General features: G+C 39.1%; 3 protein-coding genes and 1 pseudogene. 1 reads left to right on the forward strand and 3 read right to left on the reverse strand.

Annotated features, from left to right (window positions below; genetic code table 11):
- On the reverse strand, positions 1–871 hold an 871-nt coding region (locus HYI04_RS16590), incomplete at its 3' end, for a putative DNA modification/repair radical SAM protein (protein WP_178896413.1).
- Positions 872–1077: 206 nt separating this feature from the next.
- On the opposite strand from HYI04_RS16590, the pseudogene HYI04_RS16595 reads away from it, so the two are divergent.
- Positions 1078–2129: pseudogene (locus tag HYI04_RS16595) on the forward strand (NAD(P)H-dependent flavin oxidoreductase).
- A 40-nt stretch (positions 2130–2169) separates the two neighbouring features.
- Here the strand turns inward: HYI04_RS16595 and dusB are convergent.
- Entirely contained in the window at positions 2170–3195 is a 1026-nt protein-coding gene (gene dusB / locus HYI04_RS16600) for a tRNA dihydrouridine synthase DusB (protein WP_004980152.1), read from the reverse strand.
- Between the two features lie 150 nt (positions 3196–3345).
- Positions 3346–3852 (reverse strand): cytochrome b, encoded by a 507-nt coding sequence (locus tag HYI04_RS16605; protein ID WP_029575006.1) that lies wholly within the window; start codon positions 3850–3852, stop codon positions 3346–3348.
- Positions 3853–4429 lie beyond the last annotated feature (577 nt).

Genomic DNA, 4429 nt, shown 5'->3' on the forward strand with positions numbered 1-4429 from the left:
AGAAACGCATGAGCCAATCCGACTGATACAGCCGATTTTCTCTTAATAATGGCGGTGCAGAACCCACGACAGGAAGCATTTTTTCCTGTTCATTGATTGGGATATAGCCTGAAAAATACACCCGTTTGAGCTGATACACTTTGTAATGATGATCTGCCATTAAAATAATATCTTTGTCTGTTTCTTGATGTGCGCCCACCACCATCTGAGTGGTTTGTCCAGCGGGTACAAACTTCGGCACATGTTGAATCACACGCCGCTCATCCGTCAACTGAATTAAGCGATCGCGTACAATACCTAAATCCTTTTGTACTTCTGCATGCGATTTTTCTGGTGCAAACTGTTTTAAACCAACTTCTGTCGGCATTTCCAAGTTAATACTCATGCGGTCTACATATAAGCCCGCCTCGGTAATAATCTCTTGGGAAGCACCAGGTATCGTTTTTAGGTGAATATAACCATTAAAGTTTTCTTCAAGACGTAACTTTTTCACCACTTGCAGCATTCGCTCCATAGTGAAATCAGCTGATTTAAAAATACCTGAACTGAGAAATAACCCTTCAATATAATTGCGGCGGTAAAAGTTGATGGTTAAATCCACCACTTCTTGTACAGTAAAAGCGGCTCGCTTGACATCGTTAGAGCGTCTAGAAACACAGTAGGAACAATCAAAAATACAGACATTTGAAAATAGAATTTTAAGCAATGAAACACAGCGACCATCTTCTGTATAACTATGACAAATACCGTTTCCTGTATTTCCCAAACCTTGGTTTTTGTTTTTACGATTGCTACCACTGGACGAACAGGACACGTCATATTTAGCTGCATCAGCTAGAATCTGTAGCTTTTCGCGGATACGATCGGTCATGACGATCCTCGGTAAAATCTAAAATAAAAGTATAAAAAATTTCAGACTAAAAGCATTGCCAATACACATACCCAACGACATGACTTGTCGCTAAAAACCGAAAAATAAACGTGATTGATTTAGATATTTTTCGAGAAAATACTGAATATTATTTGCCAAATTTGCAGTGCTTGGGCAAAGTGTCTATATGTAAAAGGAGCAAGTACATGTCTTTATTATTAGAACGTCTTGAAATTAAACATCCTATCTTCCTTGCACCGATGGCTGGTGTTTCTACACCAGAGCTTGCGGCAGAGGTTTCAAATCAAGGCGGGCTAGGCTCACTTGGATTAGGTGCAAACACCGCAGAAACCGCACGTAGCCAAATTTTAAAAACCCAAGCACTGACCGAACAACCTTTTCAAGTTAATTTTTTCTGTCATCAAAGTATCGAACTTGATCCAACTATCGCACAAACATGGATTGATTTTTTAAGACCTCATTTTGAACAATACGATGCAGAACCACCTACTCAACTGCACTGTATTTATCCTAGCTTTTTGGACAATGATGACTTTTTAAATGTCGTACTTGAAACTCGCCCTAAAGCCGTCAGTTTTCACTTCGGTATTCCGCATCCGCACCAAATACAGGCGCTAAAAGACGCTGGCATTTTAACCATGGTTTCTGCAACCAACTTAGCGGAAGCACGAGCCATTGAAGCAGCAGGGATTGATTTTATTATTGCTCAAGGCATAGAAGGAGGTGGACACCGCGGGATTTTTAATGAACATTTTGATAGCGCATTACGTACGATCGACCTCGTACAACTTCTGACGCAGCACTGTCGGTGCCCGATTATTGCTGCAGGTGGCATTATGAATGGTACACAGGCTCAGCAGATGTTAAGCCTCGGTGCGAGTGCGGTACAGTTGGGGACAGCTTTCGTACAATGCAAAACATCGAATGCCAATGAGGCCTACCGTCATGCACTTTTCCATGAGCACATCACACAAATAAGTGCCAGTATTTCAGGTCGCCCTGCTCGCGGTTTACTGGGTCACTGGCATACTCAAATTGATTTACCGAACCGCCCTGCTGTTGCTGCTTATCCGTACTGTTATGATCTTGGAAAACAATTACATGCCGCAGCGACCAAACAAGGCGATCAAGGCTTTGGTGCATTTTGGGAGGCACGAATGTTTCGCAAATTCGTGCCATGGAAGCCCCTGACTTAATTAACCAACTGTTGGTTGAAATGCAACAAGTCAGCTATTAAGTCATATTATTCACTTAAAGCTCCATAAATCGAGCTTTATTTATTTAGTTTCCAATAAATTGACCTGTTCAACCTGTACGTCATTCATGGTTTCACCATGAATGAGTAATTGGTCAAAGTAGTCTGCGACCACTTTAAATTGTTCAGTAGTACTTTCCACTTTGTACATGTTCTGACGAAACTCATTACTTGAACGTAAACCTTTGGTGTACCAAGCAATATGTTTACGTGCAATTCGGCAGCCCGAATATTCCCCATAAAATGCATACAGTTCGGCAAGATGTCCAAGTAGAACTTCTTTTACTTCTTGAATGCTTGGTGCAGCCAAATGTTCACCTGTTTCCAAATAATGTGCGATTTCACGAAATATCCATGGACGCCCTTGCGCAGCGCGACCAATCATAATTGCATCTGCACCGGTATAATCGAGTACATATTTCGCTTTTTCTGGACTATCAATATCCCCATTGGCAACCACTGGTATACGAATCAGCTGTTTTACTTCTTTAATTAAATCATAACGAGCCGTATTCAAATACATGTCTTCACGGGTCCGCCCATGCAATGCTAACGCAGCAATACCCGCCTCTTCCGCTCGTTTCGCTACACGCAAGATATTTTCATGACCATTTAAGAAACCCAACCGTGTTTTAAGTGTGACAGGTACATCAACTGCAGCCACAACTTCATCCAAAATTCGAGCCACCAAGTCTTCATCTTTTAAAAGTGCAGAACCCGCCAGCTTATTACAGACTTTCTTGGCAGGACACCCCATATTAATGTCCACAATTTGAGCACCATTTGAGACCTGATATCGTGCAGCTTCCGCTAACTCTTTGGGATCTGATCCTGCAATTTGCGCTGAAATAGGCGCCAATTCACCATCAAAATTAGCACGATATAGGCTTTTTTTACTCATCCGTAACGTTTGGTCTGATGTCATCATTTCACTGACAGCATGCCCTGCACCAAAGTATTTGCACAGAGACCTAAATGGACGGTCAGTTACGCCTGCCATCGGAGCCACAATCAAATTATTTGACAGTTGATACGGACCAATATACATATGAATTCATCACTTTTTCGACCGGCACAGTATACTGCATCTACACTTTCAGCTCATCTTTTATCATGTGTTCTGTGACTACGAAATACTCATAATATAAAAATGCCAGACGAATCTAAAAGGCAACCATATGATAGCCTCTAAATCACATCATTTTTTAAAAAGCATACTTTTTAGGACATTATCTTTGAAAATGAAGTGGTGAATCAATGCCGCACAGGCATGTAAACCCACGAGTGCAATAAAGAGATTCCCTAAAAATTGATGCGCATCTGCAATATAGTCACTCCCCCAAACAGTGCTCAAAAGCGGTAAATTTAACGATAAAACTTGGAAATTATCAGTAAAACTCGATAATGTCATCCAGCCCGCAATTGGAACAATACATAGGCTTAAGTAAAGGAAAAATCTGACCGTTTTAAATAACACTATTTGATAAGAATTAATTATTTCAGTTTTAGGAATACTTTTTCTATACAGAAAAACAAAACTCAATCTCAAAAAAAATAAAATAAATATTAAAATCCCACCTGCAACATGAATCTGGCCTTTCCAGTCTGTTATTGTGGGATCACCTGCAGTCAGATACACCATTGCAACTAAAGCAAGGGTAATCCAATGCATGATTATTATAGGTTTTGGATAGTTATTCTTCATCGCTTTTCCTAAGTTTTAAATATTTTTATAAAACGGAGCTGTTAAAAAAAGCTTAAGCGAAAAATGTAAAAAAAAATAGAATGCTCAGCTTTTCATTCAAGCTAGGCTTTACTTAAACCTTAAAAATCAATTACCTGCCTATCCACTATTTCCAACATCTTGTAGATTAAAGTACTTTTAAGTACAACATCCTTCATCCCTTCAAGTATTCCTTACATCCTTTGTAAAACTTCTGGTTGAACATTTGTGCTACATCAACTTTTCTGATCACAATATTCTGCTATCTTTAATTTATTATTATATCCGTAGCAATAGCCCTAATATCTTTTAGATTGTTCCATAAATTGCATCTTCCATGCACATGACATAGGCAACCATATCAATCATTTTATAGGTTGTTGATTATATTGTATAAACTATAAATCAGCATTATTCATTAATTTAAATTCTAGGCAGAGTAAAACTTGAAGTGCGACATAAACCACCTAATTAATTTAAAGGGTTTATGGAGTATATAAAATTGTCATACCATCATCTTAACTTTGAAGATCGTACTGCATTAATGCTTGAGTCAAGA

This window comes from Acinetobacter sp. SwsAc2 (genome assembly GCF_013391465.1).
Classification (GTDB): Bacteria; Pseudomonadota; Gammaproteobacteria; order Pseudomonadales; family Moraxellaceae; genus Acinetobacter; species Acinetobacter johnsonii.